A 4,780-nucleotide genomic window follows, 5' to 3' on the forward strand; every position below is an offset into this window, starting at 1 on the left:
GACGGCCTTCGGGTTGTAAACCTCTTTTAGTAGGGAAGAAGCGAAAGTGACGGTACCTGCAGAAAAAGCACCGGCTAACTACGTGCCAGCAGCCGCGGTAATACGTAGGGTGCAAGCGTTGTCCGGAATTATTGGGCGTAAAGAGCTCGTAGGCGGTTTGTCGCGTCTGCTGTGAAATCTGGGGGCTCAACCCCCAGCCTGCAGTGGGTACGGGCAGACTAGAGTGCGGTAGGGGAGATTGGAATTCCTGGTGTAGCGGTGGAATGCGCAGATATCAGGAGGAACACCGATGGCGAAGGCAGATCTCTGGGCCGTAACTGACGCTGAGGAGCGAAAGCATGGGGAGCGAACAGGATTAGATACCCTGGTAGTCCATGCCGTAAACGTTGGGAACTAGATGTGGGGACCATTCCACGGTCTCCGTGTCGCAGCTAACGCATTAAGTTCCCCGCCTGGGGAGTACGGCCGCAAGGCTAAAACTCAAAGGAATTGACGGGGGCCCGCACAAGCGGCGGAGCATGCGGATTAATTCGATGCAACGCGAAGAACCTTACCAAGGCTTGACATATACCGGAAACGGCCAGAGATGGTCGCCCCGCAAGGTCGGTATACAGGTGGTGCATGGTTGTCGTCAGCTCGTGTCGTGAGATGTTGGGTTAAGTCCCGCAACGAGCGCAACCCTCGTTCTATGTTGCCAGCACGTTATGGTGGGAACTCATAGGAGACTGCCGGGGTCAACTCGGAGGAAGGTGGGGATGACGTCAAATCATCATGCCCCTTATGTCTTGGGCTTCACGCATGCTACAATGGCCGGTACAAAGGGCTGCGATACCGTAAGGTGGAGCGAATCCCAAAAAGCCGGTCTCAGTTCGGATTGAGGTCTGCAACTCGACCTCATGAAGTCGGAGTCGCTAGTAATCGCAGATCAGCAACGCTGCGGTGAATACGTTCCCGGGCCTTGTACACACCGCCCGTCAAGTCATGAAAGTCGGTAACACCCGAAGCCAGTGGCCTAACCCCTTGTGGGATGGAGCTGTCGAAGGTGGGATCGGTGATTAGGACTAAGTCGTAACAAGGTAGCCGTACCGGAAGGTGCGGCTGGATCACCTCCTTTCTAAGGAGCATGTACCAGCCCCGCGGTATACACGGGGAGTTACTGGTCAAGTCAGTTCCGAGGCGAATGTCTTCGGCTGACGCTCATGGGTGGAACATTGACAATGACTTTCTTGCAACGTCATCGGCGCTAGTACGTCACCTTCGGGTGTCTGGAACGTGAAGGTGGTCGAGCGGGGGAGTGTGCACGCTGTTGGGTCCTGAGGGACCAAACCGGTTGGTCGGAAGATCAACGGGTTGACTCCTCTGGGCCAGGAAAGTCCTGCATCAATCGCAGGGTGATTCTGGTGCCGCCCGTATTTTGAGAACTACACAGTGGACGCGAGCATCTTAGTCGCAAGCGAGTGCCGGCCTTCGGGTCGGTCATGAGTTTGTGATACTAAGTGCAATTTCTTAGACCAACTCACCTTCGGGTGTGGTTGGCGAATGAGATAACACTGAGCTGCCGGCTTCGGTCGGCAGCAACTTTGTGGTCAAGTTTCTAAGAGCAAACGGTGGATGCCTTGGCATCTGGAGCCGAAGAAGGACGTAGAAATCTGCGATAAGCCTCGGGGAGCTGATAATCGAGCCCTGATCCGAGGATGTCCGAATGGGGAAACCCCGCCAGGCGTTTTGACCTGGTGACTCCCGCCTGAATATATAGGGCGGGTAGAGGGAACGTGGGGAAGTGAAACATCTCAGTACCCACAGGAAGAGAAAACAACAGTGATTCCGTCAGTAGTGGCGAGCGAAATCGGAAGAGGCTAAACCGGTCATGTGTGATAGACGGCGGTCGTTGCATGGTCGGGGTTGTGGGACCCGTTGTCCTGTTCTGCCGGACAGGAGCAGTTACAGCGCAGTATAGGCGAACAGCTTTGAATGGCTGGTCATAGAGGGTGCGAACCCCGTAGCCGAAATGCTGGCGCTGGCTGAATGGGGATCCCAAGTAGCTCGGGGCCCGAGAAATCCCGTGTGAATCTGTCAGGACCACCTGATAAGCCTAAATACTCCCAGATGACCGATAGCGGACAAGTACCGTGAGGGAAAGGTGAAAAGTACCCCGGGAGGGGAGTGAAATAGTACCTGAAACCGTTTGCTTACAAACCGTTGGAGCCTCCTTGTAGGGGTGACAGCGTGCCTTTTGAAGAATGAGCCTGCGAGTTAGCGATATGTGGCGAGGTTAACCCGTGTGGGGTAGCCGTAGCGAAAGCGAGTCTTAAGAGGGCGATACAGTCGCATGTCCTAGACCCGAAGCGAAGTGATCTATCCATGGCCAGGTTGAAGCGACGGTAAGACGTCGTGGAGGACCGAACCCACTTCAGTTGAAAATGGAGGGGATGAGCTGTGGATAGGGGTGAAAGGCCAATCAAACTTCGTGATAGCTGGTTCTCTCCGAAATGCATTTAGGTGCAGCGTTGCGTGTTTCTTGCCGGAGGTAGAGCTACTGGATGGCCGATGGGGCCCAAAAGCTTACTGACGTCAGCCAAACTCCGAATGCCGGTAAGTGAGAGCGCAGCAGTGAGACAGTGGGGGATAAGCTTCATTGTCGAGAGGGAAACAACCCAGACTACCAGCTAAGGTCCCTAAGCGTGTGCTAAGTGGGAAAGGATGTGGAGTTGCAGAGACAACCAGGAGGTTGGCTTAGAAGCAGCCACCCTTGAAAGAGTGCGTAATAGCTCACTGGTCAAGTGATTCCGCGCCGACAATGTAACGGGGCTCAAGCACACCACCGAAGCTGTAGATTTCGTATTATAGACAAGCCTTCGTGGTTCAGTCGTACGGAGTGGTAGGAGAGCGTCGTGTGGCCAGTGAAGCGGCGGTGTAAACCAGCCGTGGAGGCCACACGAGTGAGAATGCAGGCATGAGTAGCGAAAGACGGGTGAGAAACCCGTCCTCCGAAAGACCAAGGGTTCCAGGGCCAGGTTAATCCGCCCTGGGTAAGTCGGGACCTAAGGCGAGGCCGACAGGCGTAGTCGATGGACAACGGGTTGATATTCCCGTACCGGCGAAGAACCGCCCAAGATAATCCAGTGGTGCTAAGAGTCCTAACCCGGCTGAGCGGATCCCTTCGGGGTGATGCCGGCCGGTCTAACGCTCGACCCCATGCTGGTGCGTTTAGCGTATTAACAGGTGTGACGCAGGAAGGTAGCTGAGCCAGGCGATGGTATCCGTAAGGTGAACCTGGTGTAAGGATGTAGGGCTGACGATAGGCAAATCCGTCGTCAATGCGCCTGAGATCCGATGCGTACCCCGATTGGGGGAAATCAGTGATCCTATGCTGCCGAGAAAAGCATCGACGCGAGGTTCAAGCCGCCCGTACCCCAAACCGACTCAGGTGGTCAGGTAGAGAATACCAAGGAGATCGAGAGAATCGTGGTTAAGGAACTCGGCAAAATGCCCCCGTAACTTCGGGAGAAGGGGGGCCGGAACCGTGATGGGATTTACTCCCGGAGCGGGAAAGGCCGCAGAGACCAGTGGGAAGCGACTGTTTACTAAAAACACAGGTCCGTGCCAAGTCGCAAGACGATGTATACGGACTGACGCCTGCCCGGTGCTGGAAGGTTAAGAGGAACGGTTAGCGCAAGCGAAGCTGAGAATTTAAGCCCCAGTAAACGGCGGTGGTAACTATAACCATCCTAAGGTAGCGAAATTCCTTGTCGGGTAAGTTCCGACCTGCACGAATGGCGTAACGACTTCCCAGCTGTCTCAACCGCGAACTCGGCGAAATTGCACTACGAGTAAAGATGCTCGTTACGCGCAGCAGGACGGAAAGACCCCGTGACCTTTACTACAGCTTGGTATTGGTGTTCGGAGTGGCTTGTGTAGGATAGGTGGGAGACTGTGAAGCTTGGACGCTAGTTCAGGTGGAGTCATTGTTGAAATACCACTCTGGTCACTTTGGATATCTAACTACGAACCGTGATCCGGTTCTGGGACAGTGCCTGGTGGGTAGTTTAACTGGGGCGGTTGCCTCCTAAAGAGTAACGGAGGCGCCCAAAGGTTCCCTCAACCTGGTTGGCAATCAGGTGTCGAGTGTAAGTGCACAAGGGAGCTTGACTGTAAGACTGACAAGTCGAGCAGGGACGAAAGTCGGGACTAGTGATCCGGCAGTGGCTTGTGGAAGCGCTGTCGCTCAACGGATAAAAGGTACCTCGGGGATAACAGGCTGATCTTGCCCAAGAGTCCATATCGACGGCATGGTTTGGCACCTCGATGTCGGCTCGTCGCATCCTGGGGCTGGAGTAGGTCCCAAGGGTTGGGCTGTTCGCCCATTAAAGCGGTACGCGAGCTGGGTTTAGAACGTCGTGAGACAGTTCGGTCCCTATCCGCTGCGCGCGTAGGAAATTTGAGAAGATCTATCCCTAGTACGAGAGGACCGGGATGGACGAACCTCTGGTGTGTCAGTTGTTCTGCCAAGAGCACCGCTGATTAGCTACGTTCGGAACGGATAACCGCTGAAAGCATCTAAGCGGGAAGCCGGCTTCGAGATGAGATTTCCATACCCTTCGGGGTGAGAGGCTCCCAGCTAGACTACTGGGTTGATAGGCCGGATGTGGAAGTGGGGACTAACGACCCATGGAGCTGACCGGTACTAATAAGCCGATAACTTGACAACACTCTTCCCCTGTAGAGGAGGAAGAAAGATTGCTACGCGTCCACTATGTGGTTCCCGAAAGACGGTCGGCAA

The 4,780-nt window shown here is 54.9% G+C and carries 2 rRNA genes; both read left to right on the top strand.

From position 1 onward, the window contains the following. A 16S ribosomal RNA gene (locus tag ITJ48_RS15935) occupies positions 1–1,114 on the top strand; the annotation flags it as partial. 470 nt (positions 1,115–1,584) lie between these two features. Beyond that, a 23S ribosomal RNA gene (locus tag ITJ48_RS15940) occupies positions 1,585–4,708 on the top strand. Positions 4,709–4,780 lie beyond the last annotated feature (72 nt).

Source organism: Frigoribacterium sp. VKM Ac-2530 (assembly GCF_015350835.1).
Taxonomy (GTDB): domain Bacteria; phylum Actinomycetota; class Actinomycetes; order Actinomycetales; family Microbacteriaceae; genus Frigoribacterium.